Here is a 26,190-nt window from a genome sequence, read left to right on the forward strand (position 1 = left end):
TGTAGAATTAAAATTTTTTAGTGGCGGCTGCACTTATTTGCTTGATGTCTTGCTCATCTTTTCGCGGACAAATTAAAAGTACCCCATCTTTTTCAACCACAATAAAATCATTTAAACCTTGAATAATTACCTTTTTACCACTTTCGGTGCGAATCATATTTCCGCTTGCATCTCTAAAAATGGTTTCAGCACCTACAACAGCATTTTTTTGATCGTCTTTTTCTAATTTATTATACAAAGAACCCCAAGTACCAAGGTCATTCCAACCAAAATCTACTGGTAAAATATGTACATTATTCGAGCGTTCCATAATTCCGTAATCAATAGAAATGTCTTCACATTTTTCGTAATTACTTTTAATAAAATCAGCTTCTAAATGAGTATTGTAAATAGTATTTGTGCCTTCTAAAATCGTTAACATATTTGGTAAGTGCTTTTTAAAAGAGGCTAAAATGCTTTTTGTAGACCAAATAAAAATTCCTGCATTCCATAAGTAATCACCACTAGCTATAAACTTTTTTGCAGTTGCTAAGTTTGGTTTTTCAGTAAAGTTTTTTACCTTTTTAATATCCGAAGAACTTTCTTCAAACTGAATATATCCATAACCAGTATTTGGTGCATCTGGTTGAATACCCAGCGTCATTAAAGTGTTGTTTTTTGCAGATGCTTCAAAAGAAGTTTTTATGTTATTTAAAAATTCAGTTTCATCCTCAATCCAATGATCAGAAGGTGCAACTAACATAACAGCATCTTTATTTTGAGTATGAATTTTTAAAGCAGCATATAAAATACAAGGAGCTGTGTTGCGCATTGCCGGCTCTAATAAAAGTTGCTTTTTGGTCGTTTTTGGTAATTGCTCTAAAACCAAACTTTCATAACGTTCGTTTGTCGCAATTAAAATATTTTCAGCCGGAATTAAAGCATTAATTCGGTTAAAAGTACGCTGAATTAACGATTCGCCAGTTCCTAACATATCATGAAACTGTTTCGGATATTCTTGCGTGCTTACAGGCCAAAAACGTGAGCCAACACCGCCAGCCATAATTACTGCGTAATAATTTTTATTCATAAAAACGTATTGTCATACCTAAAAAAATAGGTGTTTTGTTTATGTATCTGAAGCAACGAATGTCACTTCTGCATTTTGATTAAAAAGATATACTCTTTTATTCGTTAAATTTAAACATTCATAACGAGTTCTGCGTTTGTTTCCTCTTTTATATAAAGTGTTTTTAAACTGAAAAACACTATTAACAGGAATTTGAAAGATAAAATTCTTTCCGTTTTCAGCTTCTCCACCGCGCAAAGCTAATGACAAATTAACATCAGTATCGGTACTTGCTTTCGGATTTTTAAGATAGTTAGCTAAATAAGGTAATATTTCCTTCGGATAAATATCTGGTTGCAAAAAAGGCAACATTAAATGCTGAAAAACTGTTTTCCAATGTTTGCCATGAGGTTGTACTCGCCCAAACCTTTTATGCGTAACATGATGCGCAATTTCATGAATTAAAGTTAGTAAAAACTGAAATTCATTCAAGTTATTATTAACCGTAATCTGTGTTTGTCCGCTCGGGAAAGTCCTAAAATCACCATGTTTAGTTTGTCGTTGATTTACAATTTTAAGGTTGATTTTATGTTCGTTAATTAAATACTCAACTAACGGAATTGCTTTTTCAGGGATGTATTTTATAAGTGTTTTGTACAAATGATATTAATTCGAATGATTTTTATTCTAGAATATAACAGAGAAATAAAGTTTCTCGAAGAGATATTTCGCTTTTATGGTGTTGAACTAGATACTTCTAGTACTTTTCCGTTGTAAAACTTGTTTCCAGTTAAGGCGAAATCAAAAATATAACTTGCCATTTCTTTTGCTGATAATGGTGCAACATAACCAGGAAAAGCTTCTTCTAACATTTCAGTTTGTACGGCACCTAAAGCCAATACATTAAAAGCAATTTGTTGTTCTTTGTATTCTTCAGCTAATAATTCAGATAAAGTGATTACCGCTCCTTTTGCAGAGCTGTAAGCAGCTAAGCCTGGGAATTTCATACTTCCTTGTACACCGCCCATAGAACTAACTGTAACTACATGACTTCCTTTTTTGAAAAACGGAATCAATAGCTTTGTTAATTCGGCAACAGCAAATACATTTACTTTATAAACTTCCTGGAAATCAGCCGTAGTTAAATCTGTAAAAGGCTTATTCACTAGTTTTCCTGCGTTGTTAATTAAAATATCTACAGTTTTCCATTCTTTTTTAATGAATGATGTTGCTTTGTTTAAATCGTCATTATTAGATAAGTCGACAGCTATCGTAGTAATGTTTTTATGATTTATTTTTTCTAACGGACTTGTATTTCTTGATAAAGCCAACACTTTATGTCCTTCGTTAGCAAACTGTTGCGCGAGTTCAAAACCAATACCTCTACTAGTTCCTGTAATTACAATATTTTTCATTTAATAGGATAAGTTAAACAAGCAAGCTACTTAAAATTTTCATACATTTATAGTTCAAACTAAATTTTTATCATGAAAAAAAATAGCTTTTTACTTTTGTTTTTATTGATTGTAACTTATTCTTTTAGTCAGAACACTTATGTTTTATGTGGGAAGCTAATTGACACAGCTTCAGGAGAAATTCAAACAGAAAAAACAATTGTTGTTAATGGCAATAAAATTACACATGTTAAAAATGGCTATATAATGCCAAGAGATAAAACGTCTAAAACAATTGATTTAAGAGATAAAGTTGTAATGGCTGGTTTGATAGATATGCATGTGCATATTGAAATGGAGTTTGATGCTAAAACACGTTTGAATAAATATACTTTAAATGAAGCAGATGTAGCTTATAACTCTGTTGGTTTTGCAAAATCAACCTTGTTAAACGGATTTACAACGGTAAGAGATTTGGGCGGAACGGGTGTGAATATTTCAATAAAAAGAGCAATCGAAGCGGGGAAAATACCTGGGCCAAGAGTTTTTACAGCGGGTAAATCATTAGCAACTACTGGTGGTCATGCAGATCCTACAAACGGAAGTAGTCGAGTTTTAACCGGTAATCCGGGGCCAAAAGAAGGAGTTGTAAATTCGGTTGAAGATGCTAAAAAAGCGGTACGTCAGCGTTATAAAAATGGAGCAGATTGTATTAAAATTACTGCTACAGGTGGTGTTTTAAGTGTTGCAAAATCGGGAGATAATCCACAATTTACAATTGAAGAGGTAAAAGCAATTTGTGATATGGCTAGAGATTACGGAATGCATGTGGCGGCACATGCACATGGTGATGAAGGAATGCAGCGTGCAATAATTGGCGGTGTAAAAACTATTGAGCACGGAACTTATATGAGTGATGAAACCATGGAGTTGATGAAAAAGCACAATGCTTTTTTAGTGCCAACAATTACAGCAGGAAAAGAGGTAGAAGAGAAAGCTAAAATAAAAGGGTTTTATCCAGATATTGTAGTTCCTAAAGCATTAGCTGTTGGTCCAAAAATTCAAGGAACATTTACAAAAGCATATAAAAAAGGCGTTGGAATTGCATTTGGTACAGATGCAGGTGTTTTTAAACATGGTAACAATGGTAAAGAATTTGGTTATATGGTAGAAGCAGGTATGCCAGCGATAGAAACGATTCAGGCAGCAACTATTACGAATGCTAAAATATTAAAAATGGAGAACGAAATAGGGCAGGTTAAAAAAGGTTTTTTCGCTGATATTATAGCTGTAGACGAAGATCCAACTAAAAATATTAAAACAATGGAAAATGTTGTTTTTGTTATGAAAGGGGGAAAGGTGTATAAGAAAAAATAGTTGTAAGAAAAGTGTAACAAATTAAGATGTTAAACAACTAACTTATAGATGCTAATTGTAAAATTAAAGACTATGAAGCAATTGTTTATTTCTCGTAATTACCTGTTAGTTTTTGGAGTTCCATTACTATTAATGTCAACATTATTTTTAGTAGTAAACTCATCAGTGTTTGTGAAAAATCCAGATGAGCTATCATTAGGTATTACTTTGGATTTATTATTTACAATTCCCCTTGTTTACTTTTTAATTATAAGAAAAAAGGAAGTTTCTAAGATTACCATTGTCTCTTTATTTGTAATCGGAATTGTTATTGCTAGTTTTATTATTCCAAAAGAGCATCAATCGTTTTTATCTCAAATTAAAAATTTCATTTTACCAGTTGTTGAGCTAGGGGTTTTTGGTTTTCTGGTTTTCAAAGGAAGAAGAATCAGGCAAGAATTAAAAAGTAAATCAAGCAATAATTTAGGTTTTTATAACGCTATCCAATTAGCAACTAGTGCTGTTTTTCCAAATAAAATAGGAGAGTTGTTAGCTACCGAAATTTCTGTTATTTATTACGGATTTTTAGCTTGGAAAAAGAAAGAGTTAAAAGAAAATGAATTTTCTTATCATAAAAACAGTACTTCAGTTTCAATTCTTTTAGGTTTAATTTTAGTTATTTTAATTGAAACCATTCCTGTTCATGTATTAGTTGAGAAATGGAGTGTTATTGTAGCTTGGGCATTGACTGTTTTAAGTGCTTATACATGTTTGCAATTATTTTCTCTAATGCGTTCTTTATCTAAGATTCCTACAGAGATTGATAGAGTAAGCAAGGTATTGACTTTAAGATATGGTTTTTTCTGTAAAGCAATGATTCCTTTCGAAAACATAAAAGATGTTGAGTTGACTGAGAAGGATTTACCAACCGATAAAAGTATTGTTGCTTTCTCTGTTTTAGGTAATTTAGATGCTCACAATGTTATTCTTCATTTAAAAGAGAAAGCTGTCTTTAAAAGCTTTTATGGAATACAGAAAACGTATACTTCTTTGGCTTTTTATATAGATGATAAACATCAATTTAAAAATGTTTTAGAAGAAGGCTGTATTAATCAAAAGTAATATGCTGATACGCTCCAATATCGGGGTTTGTTGTTCTATCAATTCCTAAAATATCTTCAGAAATAGCGGATGCTTTTGCTTTGTTAATAGCTTCAGAATTTTCACCAATCATAAAATGATTCAAAGAGGTGTCTTTAAAGTCAGGTTCTCCGTTTAAAATAATATTTTGATAATGAGTAGCATCATCAAAATCCAACTCCGTATTGCTAGCAAATGAAGCATTAAAATCATTAAACTGAATCATCGAGTTTTCAATGTTATAATTAAAATCACTATCGTTATTTTTATCCAAAACAAATTCAATATTATTATTACCTGTAATAATACAGTTGGTGAAATTAGCCGCAATTAAATCTCTTGTAGCTGTTACTTCTTCATTATTTCTATTAAGGAAATTAGTGTAATTAGTTACTAAAACTGTTGGTAACTGGCGAAAGCTATTGCTCCAATAATTAGCAAAAGTTGCATGTGTAAAATTATAAGTCCCTCCAAAAGTACAAGCCAAAGAAGATTGCCCAGTATTACCTATAACGATGTTTTCTCCTTTTATATTTGTATTTCTTCCTAAGATTCCATAATTAGAATTGTTATAAATTTCAGTATTTTTTATAGATAAAGTAGGTGAGCCAACAGTGCTAATACTATCAACAAGTACACCGATAGTTCCGTTTTTAATTAAGGCATGATTAATTTCATTTTCAGCACTACCAGCACGTAACCAAATAGTTCCCCATTGCCCTGGTGTATTGTTAAAGCGTTGTTCTAGTCGGTCACTTTCAAAAATAACTTTATTGTCAAGAGTTCCGTTTACTTTTAAGCTACCTTTTGTATCTACTATTAAACCTGAGTTATTATGAAAGTAAATTTTTGCACCGGCGTTAATTGTTAATACTTTTTCTGATGGTACAGCTGCGTAGCCGTAAATTACATATGGTTTTTCATTAGTAAAGGTTAATTCAGCGTCTGTTAAAAAACGACCTTGAATTTCAGAATCTTTTCCGTCTATAGTTAAGGTTTCAATTCCCGTACTGTTTTTTGAAGGGAAAATAAAAGTAGCATCTTGCACTAAAGTAATTAAATCAACATCTTGTTGGTTATTTCCGTTATCAAATAGTAATTTATCTGTGTATAAAGGATCTGTTGTTGTGTTAAAATTAATTGTAGTTTCTACAAAAACATAGATACTGTCATTTGCTAAAATATCAATGTCATTAAAATTTTTACCAGATATTCCATCAACATTTAAACGGTAGTTAGAATTGTTTCCGTTCTCTAATTTAATTTCCGGAATGGTAATCGATTTACTACTTCGGTTGTATACTTTTAAATTGTAGGTAGCTGAGCCTATATTCGAAAAAACAGTGTCTAAAAATATGGTATCTTTAGAGAATTCAAGCTTACCGAAGTTAGGAACCGTATTAAAATCTTTTCTACACGAGCTTACAGCAATTAAAATAAAGGCAGCTAAAATTTGAAGGGAGTATCTCATATATAAAAGAAAGCAGGTATTTAATAACGGTTAAAAGGTAAAGATATTATTTCTTAATTAATTCGATTTCAAATAATTTACCCCAATGTTTTCCAGTAACAAACAAACGGTTGTTTTCTTTGTCGTACGCAATTCCGTTTAAAACATCATCACTTGGGTCAAGTTTTTGATCTTTAGCAACAATATCTCTTAAGCCGTTTAAATTAGCAACACCTTCAACAACACCTGTTTCTGGATTGATAATTACAATAGAATTTTGCTGCCATTTATTAGCGTAAATTTTGCCATTAATTAATTCTATTTCATTTAAGTTATCTACAGAATATTTGTTGGTATATACTTGAATACTTCTTTTTTCAGTTTGATTTTCGGTATTTAAAAACCAAATTTTATTCGTACCGTCAGATTTTATTAATTCAGTTTCGTTGTGCGTTAATCCCCAACCTTGGTTACTTTGGTTATAATCAAACTCACCAATTTGCTTAAAAGTATCTAGTTTATAAATAAAACCTTTACGAGCTTGCCATGTTAACCAGTACACTTTATTATTATAGATAGTCATTCCTTCACCAAAGTATTTTTTATCTAAATCAATTTTTTGAAGAACGTCACCGGTTTTTAAATCAACCTTCCTTAAAGTAGATTGCCCTTTGCGACCGGTAGTTTCATATAAAAAACCATTATTGTATTCTAGTCCTTGTGTATATGCTTCTTTATCATGAGGAAAAGTATTTATGATGTTATATGAATAAACAGTTGGAGCTTCTTTTGCTAAAATTTCAATAGAATTATTAACTTTTTTAGATTTATTAGGATAAAAAACCAATGCAGTAACAGCATGTTTACCAACACCAAAATCGGTAGTATTAATTGTTAAGCTTGTTTCGCTTTTATTTACACGTTTATTATTAACGAATAAGTGAACAGAATCAATCTTTTCACCTTTAAGTTGTTCGAATTTAATAGCAGCCTTTTGCCCTAAAATGGTTTTTTTAGAAGTGTTTAACTTAAATTTGTATCCAGAATTATTACAAGAAGTAATAAATAGTATTGATAAAGCTAAAGCAAAGTATGTATAAATACGCATATTTTATGGTTTGATTTCTAATTTATTCGATTACACTACAAATTAAAACAATTTATTTGTTTGAAAATTAAAAAATATGGTTAAATTTGCATCCTCAAACAGCTAAAAACATTTTTAGTGTAAAACTTTACCATTTTTACAACGTTTGATAAAAAAACAAAACAATATTTAAAAGTCATTTAAGATGCGTAAAGGAATACATCCAGAAAATTATAGAATGGTAGCTTTTAAAGATATGTCTAACGGAGATGTATTTTTAACACGTTCAACTGCTAACACTAAAGAAACTTTAGAAGTAGAAGGAGCTGAATACCCATTAATCAAATTAGAAATTTCAAGAACTTCTCACCCTTTTTACACAGGTAAGTCTAAATTAATTGATACTGCAGGACGTATTGATAAGTTCAAAAATAAATACTCGAAGTTTAAAAAATAATTTCAAGTATCTAAAATATTTAAAAGCTCTAACTACAGTTAGAGCTTTTTTTATGCTGAAAATCTTGTATTTTAGCTTATAAAATTTTTAACAATGAGAGATACTATTATAGCAATTGTTATTGTGGTTAATGTTTTATGTGGAGTATTGGTTTATTTTATTCAGGATGTAGGTAATTTTATTTTATTAACAATTGCCTCTGCATTAAGTATAGTTGCTTTGTATGATGCATTTATTCAGAAGAAACACTCGTTATTGCGCGCTTTTCCGGTAGTAGCTCGTTTACGATGGTTTTTTGAAGAAGAAAGAGAAAAAATTCAACAATATTTTATTGAAGATGATTTAAGCGGAACACCAATTAATCGTGAAAAAAGAAGTATTGTTTATCAGCGCTCAAAAAAAGAGATAGAAACAGTACCTTTTGGTACGCTGCATAACGTATATAAAAAAGGATACGAATTTGTAAAGCATTCCTTATTTCCAAAAAATCATCATCATATTAAAGGAGAAAGAGTATTGATTGGATCTGACAAGTGTACTCAAAAATACGATGCCTCTATTGTTAACATATCAGCAATGTCTTTTGGTTCGTTGAGTAAAAATGCGATTAAAGCTTTAAATCAAGGTGCTAAAATGGCGAATTTTGCACATAATACGGGTGAAGGCGGAATATCTCCTTATCATTTACAAGGAGGGGATTTAATTTTTCAGGTAGGAACAGGTTATTTCGGAGCAGGAAAAAGTGTAGCTGGTAAGCGCGTTTTTGATGCTGCTATTTTTAAGGAAAATGCAATTCGCCCGGAAGTAAAAATGATTGAAATTAAATTTTCACAAGGAGCAAAACCTGGTCATGGAGGTATTTTACCTGCTAAGAAAAATACCGAAGAAATTGCAAAAATTCGTTCAGTAAAACCTTTTACAGCAGTAAATTCTCCTCCAGGTCATTCTGCTTTCTCTAATTTTGAAGAAATGATTTCTTTTATTGAAGAAGTAAGGAGTTTATCGGAAGGAAAACCTGTTGGAATAAAGTTTTGTGTGGGCGATAATGAAGAAGTAGAGGCAATGATAAAGGCATTTTCAGTGGCTAATAATTATCCGGATTTTATAGCAGTCGATGGAGGAGAAGGAGGTACAGGAGCAGCACCTTTAGAGTTTTCTAATTACATTGGTACTCCGCTACTAGAAGGCTTAGTTTTTGTAAATAAAACATTACAAAAGTATCAGCTAAAAGAGCAAATAAAAATAATAGCGAGTGGTAAAGCAATTGATGCTTTTGATATTATTAAATACAAAGCTTTAGGTGCTGATGTTATTGGTATGGCGCGTAGTTTTATGTTGAGCTTAGGATGTATACAGGCGCGTGAGTGTAATTTAGATACTTGCCCTGTTGGTGTGGCTACACAAGATGAAGATTTAGTTGAAGCTTTGGTTGTTGAGGATAAAAATATACGTGTTAGAAATTACCATATTAAAACCATAGCAGCAGTAAAAGAAGTTGTTGCAGCAATGGGAAAAGAATCGATTTCTGATGTAAAAGCAAAACATATTTTTAGAAGAAATAAAGAAGAATCGATTGCTTCGTTAGATGTTATTTACGGTTTGCAGGAAATAGATAGTTAGAAATATCAGTTCAATAGAGCTAGGAAAAACAAATGTATTGGAAACAACATTAAAATTTAATTCAAAAGAATATCAGTTAGAACGTTATCCGGTGACAACAGATAAAGCTTTACGAGCTTGGAGTAATGCAGAGTTGTTAATGCTTGATTATATTAAGGAAAAAGAAAAAGCAAACATTCATATATATAATGATAGGTTTGGTGTTTTTAACACGCTATTAGGTGATGTAAGTCTAACAACAGTTTGGACATATGCGAGTCAGCAAAAAGCAATTACTCAGAATTTAAAATTAAATAACCTTCCATTAGATGTAAAGTACAAAGAGCCTTTAGATGATTTGGGTAAAGTAGAATTGGCACTTTTAAAAGTTCCGAAATCTCTTGAATTATTTGAGCTGTTTTTAAAGCAAATGCATAAAGCTTCTGATGATGAAACAGTGATTGTTTGCGGATTTATGACCAAGTATTTTTCTGTTTCTTTTCTTAAAATTGCTGAGCAGTATTTTGAAGAGGTTGAGCAGAGTAAAGCTTGGAAAAAAGCACGATTGTTGATTTTAAAAAAGCCTAAGAAATTAACTGAAGAGAAAGAACTGATAAATAAAATTGAATGGAATCAAGAGACACTTCAGCAATATTACGGAGTGTTTTCTGGAGGTAAAGTTGATGTTGGTACTCGTTTTTTATTAGAGAATTTAAAAGTACAGCCGAATGAATTGAAAGTTTTAGATGTGGCTTCTGGTAACGGAATTATAGCTTTTGACATAGCGAATCAAAATACAAAGTCTGAAATTACTTTAGTAGATGACTTCAATTTAGCGATTGCCTCTTCGCAACTTAATTTAAAAGATAAAGAAGCTAAGTTTGTATGCGCTGATGATTTAAGTGATTTAGATAAGGCAAGTTTTGATTTAATTGTGTCTAATCCTCCATTTCATTTTGAACATGAGAATAATATAGAGGTAACTTTATCGCTATTTAAGGATGTGAAAATTTGTTTAAAACCCGATGGACGTTTTGTTTTGGTGGCAAACAAACATTTGAATTATAAAACACATTTAGAAAAGCTTTTTAATGTGGTTGAAATAATGGCAGATAATAAGAAGTTTGTCGTTTATGAATGTATGATGTAGTAAAAATAAAGTTTTTAAAAAAGTAGGTTTAATGGAGTCACATTGTGCCTCGCTTTTTAAATTTAAGTAAAATTAATTAGGTTTGTTAATTGTTGTAACTACAAAATTAAAGTTATTAACAATTTGATCAAATAGTTATCAACATTTGTTGATAAAATACTTATATTTGCAAATTGTTAATAAAATGTGTATTGTTATAATCCCCAATTAATATGTTTTTAGAAGAAACAGCACTTGCAGATAATAAGAAAAATAGAATTTTAGAGTTCCCAAAAATTAATATTCTAGAACATCAAATAGAGCAGGTAAACGAATTTATAAGACAACGAAAAGTTTTCTTTTCAAGGAACTTAAATAGAGAGAAAATTGAAGTGTTTTTTAACGATGATACTGGTTTAAAGAAAGTAAAGACTTCAATTTGGACAGTTTCTGAAAAAGCAATTATTCTTAAGAATACAACAGTAGTTCCGTATAGTGATATTGTTGCCGTAGCTTAAAATAAAAAACCCACTCTTTTAAAGAGTGGGTTTTTTTTAATTATAAATATAGGTTTTCAATTAATCCATATAATCCTCAATAGGATTACAAGAACAAATTAAATTTCTATCTCCAAAAGCATCATCAACTCTGCGTACTGTAGGCCAAAATTTATTATCAGCAATATAATCTAAAGGAAACGCAGCTTGCTTACGAGTATATGGTAAAGTCCATTCGTCAGCAGTCAGCATAGTTTGTGTATGCGGTGCATTTTTTAAAGGATTGTTAGCATTGTCTTTAGTGGCGGTTGAAATTTCTTTTCTAATAGAAATCATTGCATCACAAAAACGATCTAACTCAGTAACACTTTCAGATTCTGTAGGTTCAATCATCATAGTTCCTCCTACAGGAAAAGAAACAGTTGGTGCATGAAAACCATAGTCCATTAAACGCTTAGCGATATCTACAACTTCAATTCCGTTTTGTTTAAAATCTCTACAGTCAATAATCATTTCATGTGCAGCTCTGTTCATTTCTCCAGAGTACAATGTTTCGTAATGACCACGTAAGCGTTCTTTAATATAGTTAGCGTTTAAGATGGCTGATTTTGTAGAATCTGTTAATCCGTCAGCTCCTAACATTGTTATGTATCCGTAAGAAATTAAACAAGCTAAAGCAGATCCCCATGGCGCAGCAGAAATAGCTGTAATTGCTTTTTCACCTCCTGTAGCTACTAAAGGATTTGTTGGTAAAAACGGTACTAATTGAGGGGCAACACAAATTGGGCCAACTCCTGGTCCACCACCACCGTGTGGAATGGCAAAAGTTTTATGTAGGTTTAAGTGACAAACATCCGCACCAATGGTTGCAGGATTTGTTAATCCTACTTGAGCGTTCATATTTGCGCCGTCCATATAAACTTGCCCGCCGTTGTCATGAATAATTTGCGTAATTTCTTTAATTTCTTTTTCGTAAACTCCGTGGGTTGAAGGGTACGTTACCATTAAAGCAGCTAAATTATCTTTGTGTAATACTGCTTTTTCGCGTAAATCATTTACATCAATATTTCCGTTTTCTGCAGTTTTTGTAACTACTACTTTCATGCCCGCCATAACTGCTGACGCAGGGTTTGTTCCGTGAGCAGAAGCAGGAATTAAACAAATGTTTCTGTGTGAGTCGTTATTAGATTTATGGTACGCACGAATAACCATTAATCCTGCAAATTCTCCTTGTGCACCAGAGTTTGGTTGTAAAGAGGTACCTGCAAAACCAGTAATTACATTTAATTGATGTTCAAGATTTTTTAAAACTGTTTGGTATCCTTCAGCTTGATTTAATGGTACAAAAGGGTGGATATTTCCCCATTGAGGATTGCTTAAAGGTAGCATTTCAGAAGCTGCATTTAGCTTCATAGTACATGATCCTAAAGAAATCATTGAGTGATTTAAAGCTAAATCTTTACGTTCTAACCTTTTAATATAACGCATCATTTCAGTTTCTGATTGATACGTGTTAAATACTTCATTATCTAAAAAGGATGTATTTCTTTTTATATTTTCTGTAATTACATCTGAAGAAGTAAATTCAGTTATTGTAATATCTTGAATATTGAAGGCTTGTTCAAAGCAATCAACAATGGCATTGATTTCTTTTAAACTAACTGTTTCGTTAACAGAAATTGAAACATGGTTGTTATCAACATAGTTAAAGTTAATTCCGTTTGCCTCAGCAACAGGACGTAATTTATTAGCTTCAACTTCAATTAAAATAGTATCAAAATACGATTTGTTTTTTTGTTTAAAACCTAAACTATCTAAGGCAGCAGCTACTGTATTTGCAGTAGTATGTACTTTGTTAGCAATATATTGTATTCCGCCTTTTCCGTGATATACAGCATACATACCAGCCATAACAGCTAGTAAAACTTGCGCGGTACAAATGTTTGAAGTTGCTTTTTCGCGCTTTATATGTTGCTCACGAGTTTGTAAAGCCATACGTAAAGCACGACCACCGTCAACATCTTTAGTAACACCAATTACACGACCTGGAAGACTACGTTTGTAAGCTTCTTTAGTAGCGAAATAACCAGCGTGAGGTCCACCATAACCTAAAGGAATTCCGAAACGTTGTGTGGTTCCTACAACAACTGCAGCACCAAATTCACCAGGAGCTTTTAATTTAGCTAATGATAAAATATCAGCAGCAACAGCTACTTTAATGTTCTTATTGTTACAGTTGGCAACAAATGTAGTATAATCAAATACTTCACCATGTTTTCCTGGGTATTGAATAATAGCACCGAAAAATTCATCAGAAAAATTAAACTCTTCATGGTTTCCAATTACTAACTCAATTCCGATAGGAATGGCACGTGTTTGTAAAACAGATAATGTTTGTGGTAAAATCTCTTCAGAAATAAAGAATTTGTTAACGGCAGCTTTTTTCTGAGCACGTTCACGCACATCAAATAATAAAGCCATTGCCTCAGCAGCAGCAGTCCCCTCATCTAATAAAGAAGCGTTTGCTAGTTCCATACCTGTTAAATCACAAACCATTGTTTGGTAATTTAATAACGCTTCTAAACGTCCTTGTGCAATTTCTGCTTGATATGGCGTGTATGCCGTATACCAACCCGGGTTTTCTAATATATTACGTTGAATAACACTGGGTACAATTGCTTCGTGGTATCCTAAACCGATGTAGCTTTTAAAAACTTTATTTTTAGCACCTAACTCATTAATATGATTTAAATATTCATATTCGCTCATTGCAGGCGCTAAATCTAATCCGCTTTGAAGACGAATATCATCAGGAATGGTTTCAAAAATTAATTGATCTAAGCTGTTAGCTTTGATTGTTTTTAACATTTGCTCTTGATCCGCTACGCGTGGACCAATATGTCTTAGTTGAAATGAATTAGTGTTCATTCTGTGTTGTTTGTGTTTAGTGGTTCAAAAATAATGAAATTGTATAATTTTTATAGTATGTTTTTATTTTTAAACAGATATTTTATTAACTAAATAGAAGGGTTATAAACATAAAAACTATTTTTGTGTAATGAGGGTTTTAAAACAAGTGCTTAATTTTTATATAAATGCTAGTATTCATGTAGCTTTAGCAGTGTTTGCTTTTGTTAAGGTTACTGAATTATATTTTGGATTTACCTGTAATGAATCACTAGGTTTTTTTCTTTTTTTCGGAACAATTACTGGGTATAACTTTGTTAAATATGCGGGGGTTGCCAAATTGCATCACAGAAGTTTAACTACGCATTTAAAAATAATTCAAATATTTTCTTTAATTTGTTTCTTGCTGATGTGTTTTTATGCCAGTAAATTAAATACAAAAACATTATTAATTTTTGCTCCTTTCGGATTCTTAACCTTTTTGTATGCAATTCCTTTTTTTAGTGGGTTTCAAAAAAATTTAAGAAGTATTGGATATTTAAAAATTATAATTGTTGCTTTTGTATGGGCAGGGATAACCGTTTTTTTGCCTATTTATGATGCGAATATTGAATTTTCAAATCAATTTTATATAACTATCATGCAGCGGTTTTTATTAGTGATGGTTTTAATTTTACCTTTTGATATTAGAGATGTAAAATATGATGCTGTTTCATTACAAACAATACCAAAAAAAATAGGAATAGAAAAAACAAAAAAACTAGGATATATATTATTAGTTTTTTGCCTGCTATTAGAGTTTATGATAGCACCAAACGCTAGTTTTAGAACTGTTTTTTTATTGGTTTTTATGACTGTTTTAATATTATTGATGAGGTCATCAGAAAAAAAATCTAAATATTACAGTTCCTTTATAGTGGAATCAATTCCGATAGTTTGGTGGTTGCTTTTATCAATCGTTTAAATTAATGTTGATAAAAAATAAAAATCTTCATTCATAATAAGCTTCTTTTTTAATATCATTTGTACTTTTGGTTGCTTACCAGTAATTCAATACAATGGCACCAAAAAGAAGTTTTGTTTTCGATTTCGATAGTACACTTACAAGAGTAGAGGCGTTAGATGTTTTAGCGGAAATCACTTTAATAGGTAATTCTAAAAAGGCAGATATTATTAAAGAGATAGTTAAAATCACGAACCAAGGTATTGACGGAGAGATTTCTTTTCCTGAGTCTTTAGGGAAAAGGATTAAACTACTTAACGCTAAAAAATCTGACTTACCGCTATTAATTAAAGAGTTAAAACAGAAAGTTTCTCGTTCTATTGAAAGCAATAAAGAATTTTTTGAAAAATTCTCAGAAGATATTTATGTGATATCAGCTGGTTTTAAGGAGTTTATAGATCCGATAGTAGCAGCGTATAATATCCCTTCTGAGAGAGTTTTTGCAAATACTTTTAAGTTTAATGAAAATGATTTAATTGTTGGGTTTGATACTGAAAACCCATTATCTAAACACGATGGAAAAATTGAATGCCTTCAAAACATGAATCTTGAAGGTGAGATTCAGGTAATTGGAGACGGATATAGTGATGCAGTTACTAAAAAAGCTGGTGTTGCCGATAAGTTCTTTGCATATACCGAAAATGTTTCCAGAGAAAAAACAATTGCTAATGCCGATTATATTACACCTAATTTAGATGAATTTTTATACCTAAACAATTTGCCAAGAAATATATCATATCCAAAGAATAGAATTAAGATTTTATTATTAGAAAACGTCCATCCAGATGCATTTACTAAGTTGTCAGGAGATGGGTTTTCTGTAGAAACAGTTTCTAAAAGTTTGTCAGAAGATGAATTGATTGAAAAAATTAAAGACGTACATGTTTTAGGTATTCGTTCTAAAACACAAGTAACCAAAAAAGTGATTGTAGCTTCCGAAAAATTAATGGTTGTTTCTGCTTTTTGTATTGGTACAAAACAAATAGATTTAGAAGCTTGTAAAGAAAACGGAGTCGTAGTTTTTAATGCGCCATATAGTAATACGCGTTCTGTAGTTGAATTGGCAATCGGAGAAATTATTATGTTAATGCGTAGTGTATTTCAACGAAGCACAGAGTTACATAATGGTCAATGGAATAAAACAGCAGAAGGGTCAAGAGAGGTTCGTGGTAAAAAATTAGGAATTGTTGGTTACGGAAACATCGGTAAACAATTGTCTGTTTTAGCAGAAGCTTTAGGAATGGATGTTTATTATTATGATGTTGAAGATAAGTTGGCTTTAGGAAATGCAACAAAAATTAGTACTTTAAAAGAGCTGTTAAATATTTCTGATGTTGTTACTTTACATATAGATGATAATGCAGCGAATAAAAATTATATAGGTAAAGAGGAGATAGCTCAAATGAAAGAAGGTGTTCATTTTGTAAATCTTTCTAGAGGGTTTGTGGTAGATGTAGATGCTTTAGTTGAAGCCTTAAAATCAGGTAAAATAGCAGGTTGTGCAGTAGATGTATATCCGGAAGAACCAGCTAAAAATGGTGATTTTTTAACGGAATTAAAAGGGTTAAGTAATGTTATTCTAACGCCACATGTTGGTGGAAGTACAGAGGAAGCACAAAGAGATATAGCTGATTTTGTACCAAGTAAAATTATGGCATATATTAATTCTGGTAATACTGTAGATGCAGTTAATTTTCCGAATATAAGATTGCCACGTCAAACAAATGCACATCGTTTCTTACATATTCATAAAAACGTACCTGGTGTAATGGCAAAAATTAATAAAGAATTGGCGAAGTACGAACTAAATATTACTGGTCAATATTTATCTACAGATTCTAAAGTAGGGTATGTAATTACCGATGTTGATAAAGAATATAATGAAGAAGTAATAGCTAAGCTTCGTGAAATAGACGGTACAATTAAGTTTAGAGTATTATATTAAAAAATAATAATATTCTCATATATAAAAGAGCCTTGTAAAAGATTACAAGGCTCTTTTTTTATAATGAATCGGAATCTTGTAATGATGTTTCAATTAAAGCGGCTCCTTTTTTTAAAATAGAAATGTAACGCTGTACGTTTTCTAATTTAAAGCGACTAGAAGGGCCAGAAGCACTTATACAAGCAATCGCATTTCCTTTTTTATTAAAAATTGGAATCGCTATACATATTAAGCCTAATTCAAACTCTTCTAAATCTAAAGAATAGCCTTGTTTTTTTATGTTTTTAAGTTTTGATTTTAACTCAGATGTTTTGGTAATTGTTTTTTGAGTGTATTTAGCTAAGGGATTGTTTTTAAAATAGGTTTCTTGTTTTTCAATAGAAGAAAAAGCTAATAATAATTTTCCTGAAGCAGTTGCATGAATAGGTTGATAAGAACCAATTGAAGTGCTTATTTTTAACCCTTGTAAGCTATCCGCTTTATTTACGTAAAAAACTCGCTCTTCTTTTAAAATACCAAGAAGTACTGTTTCTTGTATTTCTAAAGCTACGTTTTTTATAGGTTGATTGGTAACTGTAATTAAAGATTGGTATAAAGAAACACGATTTCCTAGTTCAAAAAGTTTACTACCTAAACAATATTTTTCATTCTCATTTTGATGTATAACATTTAAAGAAACCAAGGTGCTTAATAATCTATAGGTTGTACTTTTATTATAGCCTGTTTTATTAGCTAATTCACGAACACCCCATTCCTTTTTATCATTTGTAAAAGCATCTAAAACAGTAAACGCTTTTATAATTGATTGGTTTAAATTTTTGTTGTCAATCATTATTTTTGTTAATCATTTTTGCTAATATAATAAAAAAGTGTAAATTTATAAAACACCGTTTCATTTAGTGAAACACTTTTGTTTTTTGATTTGTTTTAAAATCAAGTATCTTTAGTGTTTAAAAAGAAAGGTTTTTTGAAATAAAAAGAAGCATGTATAAAGCAACTCTCGATTACGCACAACAACAAGATAAAGAAGATAAACTAGCGCATTTACGCAATCAATTTCATATACCTAAAGATAAAGAAGGTAATGAGTGGTTGTATTTTACAGGGAACTCGCTTGGGTTGCAACCTAAAAATACTCAAAAATATATTCAACAAGAATTAGATGACTGGGCTAATTACGGAGTTGAAGGTCATTTTGAAGGAAATACACCTTGGTTGCCTTATCATGAGTTTTTAACAGAGAATATGGCAAAAATAGTGGGAGCGAAACCACTAGAAGTTGTGGTGATGAATACTCTAACGACTAACTTACATTTGTTAATGGTATCTTTTTATCAACCAACAAAAAAGAAATATAAAATTGTAATTGAGTCTGATGCTTTTCCTTCGGATAGGTATGCTGTACAATCTCAATTGAAATTCCATGGTTTTGATGTAGTAGAAGGATTGATTGAGTGGAGACCAAGAGCAGGAGAAGAATTATTAAATATTGAAGATTTAGAAACGATTGTTTCTGAGCAAGGAGATGAAATTGCATTGTTGTTAATAGGAGGCGTTAATTATTACACGGGTCAATATTTAGATTTAAAACGTATTGCTGAAATAGGGCATTCAAAAGAATGTTTTGTTGGAATAGATTTAGCACACGGAGCGGGTAATATTTCTCCAGAATTACATGATTCGGGAGTAGATTTTGCAGCTTGGTGTACTTATAAATATTTAAATTCTGGTCCAGGAAGTTTAGGCGGATTATTTGTGCATGAAAAACATGCAGAGAATAAAGAGTTACCACGTTTTTCAGGATGGTGGAATCATAATAAAGAAACACGATTTAACATGCGCCAACCATTCGATGTAATGGCAGGAGCAGAAGGTTGGCAATTAAGTAACCCGCCAATATTATCTATGGCAGCGATTAAAGCTTCTTTAGATATGTTTGCTGAGGTTGGTATGGAAGCTTTACGAGAGAAATCAGAAAAGCTAACAGGATATTTTGAGTTTTTAATCAATCAAATAGGTTCTGATAGTATTAAGATAATTACACCATCTAATCCAAAAGAAAGAGGTTGTCAATTATCTATTCAAGTAAAAAATGCAGATAAAAGTTTGCATAAAAAGCTAACAGAAAATAATATTATTACCGATTGGAGAGAACCAGATGTTATTCGTTGTGCACCAGTGCCAATGTATAATTCTTTTGAAGATGTCTATAAGATGGTTTCAATATTAAAAGGATTGTTGTAAAACTAAAAAGATTTCCTCGATCGCAGTCGAGAGGTGTTTATTAATTGTAGACAGCGTTTTAATGAGGGAAAAATGGGAATTATTGAAATTCCAGCGTTAATAATTTTTGCTTTTTTAGGAATAAGATTGCTGTATAAAATGTTTAAATAATATATTTTACAATATACATATAATGTCCCCTCGAGCGCAGTCGAGAGGTTTTAACTAGTTCTCGACTGCGCTCGAACTGACACGAATATAAAATGAATAAAAAAGATAACATACTAATTATAGGAGCAGGTTTATGCGGAAGTTTATTGGCTTTGCGTTTAGCTCAAAGAGGCTTTAAAGTCACTGTTTATGAAAGCAGGCCAGATTTAAGAACTACAGATATTTCTGCAGGAAGATCCATAAACTTAGCATTGTCTGATCGGGGATTTAAAGCATTGCGCTTAGCGGGTGTTGAAGATAAAGCCAAAGAAATTTGCATTCCGATGTATGGTCGATTAATGCATGATATCAAAGGAAATACTTTTGCGTCTAATTACTCTGGAAGAGAAGGAGAGTATATCAATTCAATTTCACGTGGCGATTTAAACGGTATTTTATTAACTGAAGCTGAAAAACATGAGAATGTAACCATTCATTTTAATAAGAAATGTAGTTCAATAGACATAGAAAATACCATTGCACATTTTAAAGATTATAAAACAAAAGAAGAGTTTTCTATAAATGCGGATGTGATTTTCGGAACAGATGGAGCTGGTTCTATATTGAGAAAAAGTTATTATTTAGAAAGAAAATTTTTGTTCAGTTATTCTCAAAATTACCTGTCACACGGATATAAAGAATTGGAAATTCCTGCAGATGCGTTAGGAAAGCACAAAATAAGTAAAGAGCATTTACATATTTGGCCTCGAGGAGAGTATATGCTAATAGCATTACCAAATATGGATGGAAGCTTTACAGTAACCTTGTTTTTAAGTTATGATGAAGGGGAATACAATTTTAATAATTTAACTACTGAAGAAAAGATAACAAACTTCTTTGAAACACAGTTTCCGGATGCATTAAAGTTAATTCCGAGTATAAAAGATGAGTTTTTGAATAATCCAACGGGAGCGCTAGGTACAGTAAAGTGTTCGCCATGGCATTATCAAAATAAAACCATTTTATTAGGAGATGCAGCACATGCTATTGTTCCGTTTTACGGACAAGGAATGAATGCGTCTTTTGAAGATGTAACAGTTTTTGATGAAATATTAAATCAAGATTTAGGTGATTGGGAAACAGTTTTTAAAAGGTATGAAAAAGCAAGAAAACAAGACACCGATGCTATTGCAGATTTAGCAATTGATAATTTTCATGAGATGAAAGATCATGTTGCAAATCCGTTATTTAAAGAAAAACAAAAAATAGAAAAGGATTTAGAGAAAAATTTTCCGGATCAATATTTTTCTAAATATTCATTGGTAACTTTTAACGAAGAGATAAGCTATAATGAGGCCATGAAACGCGGAAGAGCGCAAGACAAAGCTTTATTAAATTTAATTGTAGATGATGAAGTTCACACGCATTTAAATATGACAAAAGAAGAGTTAAAGGTTATTTTAGAAAAGGTAAAAGAAGAAACAAACGATATTTTAGAAGAGGATAAAATAGCAGGATTGTAAATGAATTTAAATGTCTCCTCGAGCATTACTGAAATTAAAATATATTTTAGTTGAAAGTAGTAAACGAAGTTTAATGAGAGGTTAATTATGAAAACGTATTATGTTTATATTATTAAATGTGCTGATGGTTTATATTTCGAGAAAAAGATAAAAAAGTGGAGCAGTAAAAAGAAGTTGGCAGTAGCGAATGAAGATTTTGACATGTTAGGGATTCTATCAGAATGTAGAAATGCAACTCATCATAAATATAATCCAGATAATAAATAGTTCTCGACTGCGCTCGAACTGACATTACGGAAAAGGATAAAAATATCGCCTTAAGTGTAGTCGAGAGGTTAATAAAAATAAAAATGAAAAAGTACATTGTTTTACTACGCGGAATAAATGTATCGGGAAAAAATAAACTCCCGATGTTAGATTTACGTGAGTTGTTAAACGATTTACAATTTCAAAATGTACAAACCTATATTCAAAGTGGAAATGTTATTTTAGAATCTGATGAAAGTAAAACAGAAGTTTGTAAAAAAATAAAAGAAGCAATTTTTAATGAATTCGGTTACGATGTTCCTGTGATTATTAGAACAGTTTCTGAATGGAAAAAAGCGATTAAAAATTATCCTTTTTCAGTTGAAAATGAAAAAATAGTAGCCTTTACATTCTTAGATAAAAAAACAGAAATATCTAAAGTTGAAGTTAAGAATATAGGAGAAGATAAGTGCAGGATAGATAATGATGTTGTGTATTTATATTGTCCGACAGGTTTTGGTAAAACAAAATTGACAAATAACCTTATTGAGAAAAAGCTTAATGCAATTGCAACAACAAGGAATTTAAGAACAACACTTAAACTGTTGGAGTTAGCAGAAAAATAACTAAAATATTACCTCGAGCGCAGTCGAGAGGTTTTTAAAAATAAAGAATATAAAGAGGTCTCGACTGCGCTCGACCAGACAAAAGTAAGTATGGAAAAAAAAGTAACACCAAGAGGCGCATATCCACACGTAAAAGTTGTGGGAGATTTTATTTTTGTTTCAGGAACAAGTTCAAGGCGGTCAGACAATACGATAGCAGGTGTGGAGTTGATTGACGAAATGAATACTAAAAAGTTAGATGCAGAAATACAAACACGCGAAGTTTTAAAGAATATCGATAAGACATTACAAACCGTTGGGGCAAGTATTAAAGACGTGGTTGATGTAACTTCTTTTTTGGTAAACATGAATGATTTTGCAGGTTATAATAAAGCCTACGGAGAGTTCTTTGAGAAAGAAACAGGCCCAACGCGCACAACAGTTGCTGTACATCAATTACCACATCCAGATTTAGTGGTGGAGATTAAAGTAATGGCGTATAAAAAGCAATAGATGGCTATATTAAAAAGAAGTATCAATATAAAAAAGATAGTTTTTTGTTTTTTTATTATTGGTTTATCATCATGTAAGCCTAAAACGAAACTGCCAGATCCTTTAGAAGCTGGTTGGAAAGGAGAAAAGGTTTGTGAAGTATTAAAAGATAATGCTGAATTAAGAGTGTTAAAATGTACTTTTCCTCCAGGAGTTGGCCATGAGAAACATTATCATAACAAACATTTTGGTTATACGCTGGCTGGAAGCAGATTTAAAATTAAAGATGCTAAAGGAACTAGAGAGGTTAATGTGGCAACAGGTTCTAGTTTTTCAAAAGATGAGAGATCATCGCATGAAGTCGTAAATATTGGTGATGAAACTGCCGTTTTTTTAATTATTGAATATAAATAGATTAATAAAAAAATAAAGTGAATATACAAAACTACATAAACGGTAAACTCATTTCTCCTGTTGCTGACAGATGGATTGATAATTACAATCCATCAAAAGGAGAAGTATATTCTCAAATTCCGAATTCAACCAAAGAAGATGTTGAGTTAGCTTATAAAGCAGCAGCAGATGCTTTTCCTAGTTGGTCAAATACATCTTTAGACGAGAGAAGTAGCATCTTATCAAAGATTGCAACATTGATAAAAGAAAAGTTATCTTTTTTAGCAGCAGCAGAGTCTAAAGATAACGGAAAACCAGTGAGCTTAGCTACTCAGATAGACATTCCGAGAGCGTCAAGTAATTTTCAGTTTTTTGCAAATGCAATCACACAGTTTTCATCCGAAGCACATGAAAGTGTTGGTTTAAATGCCATGAATTTTACAATGCGTCAGCCAATCGGAGTAGTAGGTTGTATTTCTCCGTGGAATTTACCGTTGTATTTATTTACTTGGAAAATTGCTCCGGCAATTGCTGCAGGAAATTGCGTTGTTGCAAAACCAAGCGAAGTAACACCAATGACTGCTTATTTATTGAGTGAGATTTGTACAGAAGCTGGCCTCCCGAAAGGCGTATTAAATATTGTTCACGGATTGGGAACCACAACAGGACAAGCAATTGTAGAACATCCGAATATTAAAGCAATTTCTTTTACAGGCGGAACAACCACAGGGGCACATATTGCACGAGTGGCGGCACCAATGTTTAAGAAACTATCATTAGAGTTAGGAGGTAAGAATCCGAATTTAATTTTTGCAGATTGCGATTACGATAAAATGTTAGCAACTACTGTTCGTTCTTCATTTGCAAATCAGGGGCAGATTTGTTTATGCGGAAGTAGAATTTTTGTAGAAGAAAAAATATATGAACGATTTAAAAAAGATTTCGTTCAAAAAGTATCTGAATTAAAAGTAGGGAATCCAGCGAATAATGATACAAATATAGGAGCATTAGTTTCTAAACAACATTTAGAAAAAGTGAAATCGTATATTGATATTGCTGAGCAAGAAGGCGGAAAGATTCTTTTTGGAGGTGAAACTGTGACTGTCACAGACAGTGAAAACGGTTATTATCTACAGCCCACAATTATTGAAGTTTCTGATAATAAATGCAGGTTAAATCAAGAAGAAATTTTTGGACCTGTGGTTACCATAATGCCGTTTAAAACGGATACAGAAGCTTTGCAATTGGCAAATGATGTTAAATACGGACTGTCTGCAACGATATGGACAAATAACTTAAACAGAACCATGCAAATTTCTAAACAAGTTCATGCAGGAATTGTTTGGGTGAACACATGGTTGTTACGAGATTTAAGAACGCCTTTTGGCGGACAAAAAGAAAGCGGAGTAGGGCGAGAAGGCGGTTTTGAAGCCTTACGTTTTTTTACAGAACCTAAAAATATTTGTATTAGTTATGAATAAAGAAATGCAACAAAAAATTATTGATGTTTGTGATGAGAAGATTGCAAAAAAAGGAACCAATGTAGGTTTGTCTTTTTACGCGTTTTTTAAAAATAAAAATGACAATCCGAAATTATTGATGGAAGTCGCAAAATGGTGGATTGAAACTCATGAGTTAGATCACTTTGAAAAAGCGGTTAAAATTAAAACAATGATTCAGAATAATAATTAAAAGTTTGGCCGTCAGCTCGAGCGCAGTCGAGAGGTTATTAAAAAATCAACTATAAATGGTTCTCGACTGCGCTCGATCTGACATCTATAATACAATCTAAAAAAATGAATTTAAACATACAGAATAAAAATGCCTTGGTTTGCGGAAGCACGCAAGGAATAGGAAAAGCATCGGCAATTGGTTTGGCATCAGAAGGTGTAAACGTAACGTTGATTGCTCGTAACGAAGAGAAGTTGAAAGCTGTTTTGGCAGAATTACCAAATAACAATCAGCAACATAATTATATTGTTGCTGACTTTTCGAATCCATCAGAATTGAAAGAAAAGATTGAAGCAAGTGATTTAAATTTTCACATTTTGGTAAACAATACAGGTGGCCCAGCAGGAGGACCAGTATTTAATGCGCAATTAGATGAGTTTGAACGTGCATTTACACAACATTTAAAGTGCAATCATGTACTAGTACAAGCCTTGGTTCCGTTTATGAAAGAAGCAGGTTTTGGTAGGGTAATTAATGTGATTTCTACCTCAGTAAAACAACCTTTAGATGGCTTGGGAGTGTCGAATACTATTCGTGGTGCCGTTGCTAGCTGGTCTAAAACATTGGCAAACGAACTGGGGCAGTTTAATATTACAGTAAACAACGTGTTGCCAGGCGCAACAGGAACTGAACGTTTAAAAGAAATTATAAATAATAAAGCAGCTAAAACAGGAATGTCTGTTGAGGTGGTTTCAGAAAACATGATGAATGCTTCACCAGCAAAACGTTTTGCAAAGCCAGAAGAAATTGCCAATGCAATTGTGTTCTTAGCAAGTGAAAAAGCAAGTTTTATTAACGGAATTAACGTTCCGGTTGATGGAGGTAGAACAAAGAGTTTGTAATTTTTTTAGAAGCTATTTCCTGCTTTCGCTACTCGCTTTTTTGCTGCTGTTCCCGATACAAATTTGTTCATACTTTACAAATTTACTCGAACTGACAGCAAAAAAGAGCTCAAACAAACCACTCAATCAGGGCTAAACTTGTTTGTTGAGGTTTGTTATAAAAGCGAATTGGAGGATTATTTATAAAGAGATAAAAAGTTTGTAATTTAGAAACAAATTTCGCGTTAGGGATTGCAGCGGCATCCTTTTTATAAGTTAATAAAATGGCGTCATTACGAGTAAAACGAAGTAATCTCTTTGTAGATTAGGAGATGTCATAGAAAGATAAAAATTTTCTTTATAATGACATAAAAAGATATAGCGAAAAGTCCGACCTTTAGGGAACGCCAAAAAAAAATAGAGATATGAGTTTAGTACAGCCTTTAAATTTTAAAAAGTGGATTGATGAAAACCGTCATTTATTAAAACCGCCAGTTGGTAATAAACAGGTATGGGATAATGGTGAGTATATTGTTATGGTTGTTGGTGGGCCAAACAATAGAAAAGATTATCATTATAATGAAACACCTGAGTTTTTCTATCAGGTTGAAGGAGATATGATTTTAAAAATCATAGATGATAAAGGTACAATGATTGATGTTGAAATTAATGAAGGTGATATTTATTTATTGCCAGGAAAAGTGCCACATTCGCCACAGCGAAAAGAAAACACGGTTGGTTTAGTAATTGAATATCCGCGTTCGGAAGGAATGTTAGATGCTTTAGAATGGTATTGTGAAAACTGTGGAAATCAGTTATACAGAGAAGAGTTTGCATTAGATAATATTGAAACAGATATGCCTATTATTTTTGACACCTATTATTCTGATAAACAAAAATGTACCTGCTCTAATTGCGGAACAATAATGGAAGCGCCAAAGAAGATTAAATAAAAAAGTATCGTCATTACGAATGAGGAACGAATGAAGTAATT

25 protein-coding genes are annotated in these 26,190 nt (G+C 31.9%); 18 read left to right on the top strand and 7 right to left on the bottom strand.

Annotated elements, in window-relative coordinates; translation table 11 throughout:
* Nucleotides 1–7 precede the first annotated feature (7 nt).
* The 3 genes from ACQ629_RS12195 to ACQ629_RS12205 all read right to left on the bottom strand — a co-directional run bounded on the left by ACQ629_RS12195 (nucleotide 8) and on the right by ACQ629_RS12205 (nucleotide 2,463).
* Entirely contained in the window at nucleotides 8–1,069 is a 1,062-nt protein-coding gene (locus tag ACQ629_RS12195; RefSeq protein ID WP_483705331.1) for a mannose-1-phosphate guanylyltransferase, read from the bottom strand.
* Between the two features lie 39 nt (nucleotides 1,070–1,108).
* Nucleotides 1,109–1,708 (bottom strand): SprT-like domain-containing protein, encoded by a 600-nt coding sequence (locus tag ACQ629_RS12200; RefSeq protein ID WP_483705333.1) that lies wholly within the window; start codon nucleotides 1,706–1,708, stop codon nucleotides 1,109–1,111.
* Nucleotides 1,709–1,782: 74 nt separating this feature from the next.
* Nucleotides 1,783–2,463: an SDR family NAD(P)-dependent oxidoreductase gene (locus tag ACQ629_RS12205; protein ID WP_483705335.1), complete on the bottom strand. Its 681-nt coding sequence runs from the start codon at nucleotides 2,461–2,463 to the stop codon at nucleotides 1,783–1,785.
* 72 nt (nucleotides 2,464–2,535) lie between these two features.
* Between ACQ629_RS12205 and ACQ629_RS12210 the strand changes: the two genes are divergently transcribed.
* Together ACQ629_RS12210 and ACQ629_RS12215 are read left to right on the top strand one after the other, a co-directional pair.
* A complete protein-coding gene (locus ACQ629_RS12210; RefSeq protein WP_483705337.1) occupies nucleotides 2,536–3,819 on the top strand; it encodes a metal-dependent hydrolase family protein in 1,284 nt (427 codons plus the stop codon).
* 72 nt (nucleotides 3,820–3,891) lie between these two features.
* Nucleotides 3,892–4,920, top strand: a complete 1,029-nt coding sequence (locus ACQ629_RS12215) for a hypothetical protein (RefSeq protein WP_483705339.1) — start codon at nucleotides 3,892–3,894, stop codon at nucleotides 4,918–4,920.
* Here the strand turns inward: ACQ629_RS12215 and ACQ629_RS12220 are convergent.
* Nucleotides 4,907–6,409: a hypothetical protein gene (locus ACQ629_RS12220; protein ID WP_483705341.1), complete on the bottom strand. Its 1,503-nt coding sequence runs from the start codon at nucleotides 6,407–6,409 to the stop codon at nucleotides 4,907–4,909. The two genes, ACQ629_RS12215 and ACQ629_RS12220, sit on opposite strands and share 14 nt — an antisense overlap.
* Nucleotides 6,410–6,455: 46 nt before the next feature.
* Nucleotides 6,456–7,496, bottom strand: coding sequence for a glutaminyl-peptide cyclotransferase (locus ACQ629_RS12225; RefSeq protein ID WP_483705343.1), 1,041 nt, complete (start codon nucleotides 7,494–7,496; stop codon nucleotides 6,456–6,458).
* Nucleotides 7,497–7,680: 184 nt separating this feature from the next.
* On the opposite strand from ACQ629_RS12225, the gene ACQ629_RS12230 reads away from it, so the two are divergent.
* The 4 genes from ACQ629_RS12230 to ACQ629_RS12245 all read left to right on the top strand — a co-directional run bounded on the left by ACQ629_RS12230 (nucleotide 7,681) and on the right by ACQ629_RS12245 (nucleotide 11,178).
* Entirely contained in the window at nucleotides 7,681–7,932 is a 252-nt protein-coding gene (locus tag ACQ629_RS12230; protein ID WP_218772987.1) for a type B 50S ribosomal protein L31, read from the top strand.
* A gap of 93 nt (nucleotides 7,933–8,025) precedes the next feature.
* A complete protein-coding gene (locus ACQ629_RS12235) occupies nucleotides 8,026–9,552 on the top strand; it encodes an FMN-binding glutamate synthase family protein (RefSeq protein ID WP_483705345.1) in 1,527 nt (508 codons plus the stop codon).
* A gap of 37 nt (nucleotides 9,553–9,589) precedes the next feature.
* Entirely contained in the window at nucleotides 9,590–10,681 is a 1,092-nt protein-coding gene (locus tag ACQ629_RS12240) for a class I SAM-dependent methyltransferase (RefSeq protein WP_483705347.1), read from the top strand.
* A 212-nt stretch (nucleotides 10,682–10,893) separates the two neighbouring features.
* Complete coding sequence (locus ACQ629_RS12245) at nucleotides 10,894–11,178, top strand: hypothetical protein (RefSeq protein WP_483705349.1); 285 nt, start codon at nucleotides 10,894–10,896, stop codon at nucleotides 11,176–11,178.
* Between the two features lie 60 nt (nucleotides 11,179–11,238).
* Here the strand turns inward: ACQ629_RS12245 and gcvP are convergent, their stop codons facing one another.
* Nucleotides 11,239–14,085, bottom strand: coding sequence for an aminomethyl-transferring glycine dehydrogenase (gene gcvP, locus ACQ629_RS12250; protein WP_483705351.1), 2,847 nt, complete (start codon nucleotides 14,083–14,085; stop codon nucleotides 11,239–11,241).
* 130 nt (nucleotides 14,086–14,215) lie between these two features.
* Between gcvP and ACQ629_RS12255 the strand changes: the two genes are divergently transcribed.
* Both ACQ629_RS12255 and serA read left to right on the top strand, forming a co-directional pair.
* On the top strand, nucleotides 14,216–15,028 hold the full coding sequence (locus ACQ629_RS12255; RefSeq protein WP_483705352.1) for a UbiA prenyltransferase family protein: 813 nt from the start codon (nucleotides 14,216–14,218) through the stop codon (nucleotides 15,026–15,028).
* A 94-nt stretch (nucleotides 15,029–15,122) separates the two neighbouring features.
* The gene (gene serA, locus ACQ629_RS12260; RefSeq protein ID WP_483705354.1) at nucleotides 15,123–17,012 is read left to right on the top strand and encodes a phosphoglycerate dehydrogenase; all 1,890 of its coding nucleotides are present in this window, start codon (nucleotides 15,123–15,125) and stop codon (nucleotides 17,010–17,012) included.
* 58 nt (nucleotides 17,013–17,070) lie between these two features.
* On the opposite strand, the gene ACQ629_RS12265 is transcribed toward serA, so the two are convergent.
* Nucleotides 17,071–17,844: an IclR family transcriptional regulator gene (locus ACQ629_RS12265; RefSeq protein WP_483705356.1), complete on the bottom strand. Its 774-nt coding sequence runs from the start codon at nucleotides 17,842–17,844 to the stop codon at nucleotides 17,071–17,073.
* Nucleotides 17,845–17,996: 152 nt separating this feature from the next.
* Here ACQ629_RS12265 and kynU point away from each other — a divergent pair, with 152 nt between their 5' ends.
* The 10 genes from kynU to ACQ629_RS12315 all read left to right on the top strand — a co-directional run bounded on the left by kynU (nucleotide 17,997) and on the right by ACQ629_RS12315 (nucleotide 26,149).
* Nucleotides 17,997–19,256, top strand: a complete 1,260-nt coding sequence (kynU, locus tag ACQ629_RS12270; protein ID WP_483705358.1) for a kynureninase — start codon at nucleotides 17,997–17,999, stop codon at nucleotides 19,254–19,256.
* 242 nt (nucleotides 19,257–19,498) lie between these two features.
* Entirely contained in the window at nucleotides 19,499–20,908 is a 1,410-nt protein-coding gene (locus tag ACQ629_RS12275) for an FAD-dependent oxidoreductase (protein ID WP_483705360.1), read from the top strand.
* Nucleotides 20,909–20,995: 87 nt separating this feature from the next.
* The gene (locus tag ACQ629_RS12280; protein WP_483705362.1) at nucleotides 20,996–21,175 is read left to right on the top strand and encodes a hypothetical protein; all 180 of its coding nucleotides are present in this window, start codon (nucleotides 20,996–20,998) and stop codon (nucleotides 21,173–21,175) included.
* Nucleotides 21,176–21,258: 83 nt separating this feature from the next.
* Nucleotides 21,259–21,780, top strand: coding sequence for a DUF1697 domain-containing protein (locus ACQ629_RS12285; protein WP_483705364.1), 522 nt, complete (start codon nucleotides 21,259–21,261; stop codon nucleotides 21,778–21,780).
* A gap of 90 nt (nucleotides 21,781–21,870) precedes the next feature.
* Nucleotides 21,871–22,272 carry a RidA family protein gene (locus ACQ629_RS12290; RefSeq protein WP_218772977.1) on the top strand — a complete coding sequence of 134 codons (402 nt, stop codon included), beginning with the start codon at nucleotides 21,871–21,873 and terminating at the stop codon, nucleotides 22,270–22,272.
* Nucleotides 22,273–22,665, top strand: coding sequence for a cupin domain-containing protein (locus ACQ629_RS12295; protein WP_483705366.1), 393 nt, complete (start codon nucleotides 22,273–22,275; stop codon nucleotides 22,663–22,665).
* Between the two features lie 17 nt (nucleotides 22,666–22,682).
* Nucleotides 22,683–24,125: an aldehyde dehydrogenase gene (locus ACQ629_RS12300; protein WP_483705368.1), complete on the top strand. Its 1,443-nt coding sequence runs from the start codon at nucleotides 22,683–22,685 to the stop codon at nucleotides 24,123–24,125.
* A complete protein-coding gene (locus tag ACQ629_RS12305) occupies nucleotides 24,118–24,336 on the top strand; it encodes a DUF6500 family protein (protein WP_483705370.1) in 219 nt (72 codons plus the stop codon). Before ACQ629_RS12300 ends, ACQ629_RS12305 begins: the two co-directional genes overlap by 8 nt.
* A gap of 104 nt (nucleotides 24,337–24,440) precedes the next feature.
* Entirely contained in the window at nucleotides 24,441–25,217 is a 777-nt protein-coding gene (locus ACQ629_RS12310) for an SDR family oxidoreductase (protein ID WP_483705372.1), read from the top strand.
* Between the two features lie 404 nt (nucleotides 25,218–25,621).
* Nucleotides 25,622–26,149, top strand: a complete 528-nt coding sequence (locus ACQ629_RS12315; RefSeq protein WP_315944622.1) for a 3-hydroxyanthranilate 3,4-dioxygenase — start codon at nucleotides 25,622–25,624, stop codon at nucleotides 26,147–26,149.
* Nucleotides 26,150–26,190 lie beyond the last annotated feature (41 nt).

The sequence above is a fragment of the Tenacibaculum sp. SM2510 genome, from assembly GCF_057002845.1.

Coding starts and splice junctions, on each gene's coding strand:
- ACQ629_RS12195 (WP_483705331.1), bottom strand. CDS start 1,069: ATGAATAAAAATTATTACGCAGTAATTATGGCTGGCGGTGTTGGCTCA.
- ACQ629_RS12205 (WP_483705335.1), bottom strand. CDS start 2,463: ATGAAAAATATTGTAATTACAGGAACTAGTAGAGGTATTGGTTTTGAA.
- ACQ629_RS12210 (WP_483705337.1), top strand. CDS start 2,536: ATGAAAAAAAATAGCTTTTTACTTTTGTTTTTATTGATTGTAACTTAT.
- ACQ629_RS12215 (WP_483705339.1), top strand. CDS start 3,892: ATGAAGCAATTGTTTATTTCTCGTAATTACCTGTTAGTTTTTGGAGTT.
- ACQ629_RS12220 (WP_483705341.1), bottom strand. CDS start 6,409: ATGAGATACTCCCTTCAAATTTTAGCTGCCTTTATTTTAATTGCTGTA.
- ACQ629_RS12225 (WP_483705343.1), bottom strand. CDS start 7,496: ATGCGTATTTATACATACTTTGCTTTAGCTTTATCAATACTATTTATT.
- ACQ629_RS12230 (WP_218772987.1), top strand. CDS start 7,681: ATGCGTAAAGGAATACATCCAGAAAATTATAGAATGGTAGCTTTTAAA.
- ACQ629_RS12235 (WP_483705345.1), top strand. CDS start 8,026: ATGAGAGATACTATTATAGCAATTGTTATTGTGGTTAATGTTTTATGT.
- ACQ629_RS12245 (WP_483705349.1), top strand. CDS start 10,894: ATGTTTTTAGAAGAAACAGCACTTGCAGATAATAAGAAAAATAGAATT.
- gcvP (WP_483705351.1), bottom strand. CDS start 14,085: ATGAACACTAATTCATTTCAACTAAGACATATTGGTCCACGCGTAGCG.
- ACQ629_RS12255 (WP_483705352.1), top strand. CDS start 14,216: ATGAGGGTTTTAAAACAAGTGCTTAATTTTTATATAAATGCTAGTATT.
- serA (WP_483705354.1), top strand. CDS start 15,123: ATGGCACCAAAAAGAAGTTTTGTTTTCGATTTCGATAGTACACTTACA.
- ACQ629_RS12265 (WP_483705356.1), bottom strand. CDS start 17,844: ATGATTGACAACAAAAATTTAAACCAATCAATTATAAAAGCGTTTACT.
- kynU (WP_483705358.1), top strand. CDS start 17,997: ATGTATAAAGCAACTCTCGATTACGCACAACAACAAGATAAAGAAGAT.
- ACQ629_RS12275 (WP_483705360.1), top strand. CDS start 19,499: ATGAATAAAAAAGATAACATACTAATTATAGGAGCAGGTTTATGCGGA.
- ACQ629_RS12280 (WP_483705362.1), top strand. CDS start 20,996: ATGAAAACGTATTATGTTTATATTATTAAATGTGCTGATGGTTTATAT.
- ACQ629_RS12285 (WP_483705364.1), top strand. CDS start 21,259: ATGAAAAAGTACATTGTTTTACTACGCGGAATAAATGTATCGGGAAAA.
- ACQ629_RS12290 (WP_218772977.1), top strand. CDS start 21,871: ATGGAAAAAAAAGTAACACCAAGAGGCGCATATCCACACGTAAAAGTT.
- ACQ629_RS12295 (WP_483705366.1), top strand. CDS start 22,273: ATGGCTATATTAAAAAGAAGTATCAATATAAAAAAGATAGTTTTTTGT.
- ACQ629_RS12305 (WP_483705370.1), top strand. CDS start 24,118: ATGAATAAAGAAATGCAACAAAAAATTATTGATGTTTGTGATGAGAAG.
- ACQ629_RS12310 (WP_483705372.1), top strand. CDS start 24,441: ATGAATTTAAACATACAGAATAAAAATGCCTTGGTTTGCGGAAGCACG.
- ACQ629_RS12315 (WP_315944622.1), top strand. CDS start 25,622: ATGAGTTTAGTACAGCCTTTAAATTTTAAAAAGTGGATTGATGAAAAC.